This window comes from Ancylobacter oerskovii, from assembly GCF_018390555.1.
Classification (GTDB): Bacteria; Pseudomonadota; Alphaproteobacteria; order Rhizobiales; family Xanthobacteraceae; genus Ancylobacter; species Ancylobacter oerskovii.
Genome location: NZ_JAHBGB010000040.1, coordinates 1 through 768, shown reverse-complemented (window position 1 = coordinate 768; position 768 = coordinate 1). Strand labels below are relative to the sequence as shown.

Below are 768 nucleotides of genomic sequence, written 5' to 3'. Positions count from 1 at the left end.
GAGGTCAATGCCTGGGTGGTGGTGAAGCCGGACGACACCGTCGTCATCCGCGTCGCCCGCTCGGAGATGGGCCAGGGCACGCTCACCGGCCTCGCCCAGCTGGTGGCCGAAGAGCTGGAATGCGACTGGTCGAAGGTGACGACCGAGTACCCCCCGCCAGGCGAGAACCTCAAGCGCAACCGCGTCTGGGGCAGCTACTCCACCGGCGGTTCGCGCGGCATCCGGGATTCGCACGACTATGTCCGCAAGGGCGGCGCGGCCGCGCGCGAGATGCTGGTCGCGGCCGCCGCCGCGCAGTGGAACGTGCCGGCGGGCGAATGCTCCGCGGCCAACAGCATCATCACCCACGGCCCGAGCGGGCGCACGCTGCGTTTCGGCGAGGTGGCGGAAGCCGCCGGCAAGCTGACGCCGCCCAGCGACGTCAAGCTCAAGGACCCGAAGGACTGGAAGATCGCCGGCAAGCCGCTGGCGCGCCTCGATACGGTGGACAAGCTCACCGGCAAACAGGTCTACGGCGCCGACCTCAAGCTGCCGGACATGCTGAATGCCGCCATCAAGGCCTGCCCGGTCTTCGGCGGCAAGGTGGCGAGCTTCGACGTCGCTGCGGTCGAGAAGATGCCGGGCGTGAAGAAGGTGGTGAAGGTCGACGACACCGCCGTCGCCGTGGTCGCCGACACCTGGTGGCGCGCCAAGACCGCGCTCGACGCACTGCCCATCACCTGGGATGAGGGGCCGAACACCGGCATCTCCTCCGCCTCCATCGCCGAG

At 69.5% G+C, this 768-nt stretch carries 1 protein-coding gene; it reads left to right on the top strand.

Annotation, left to right across the window (positions count from 1 at the left end; genetic code table 11):
- A partial coding sequence (locus tag KHC19_RS18675) for a molybdopterin cofactor-binding domain-containing protein (protein WP_213354268.1) occupies window positions 1-768 on the top strand: 768 nt, incomplete at both ends.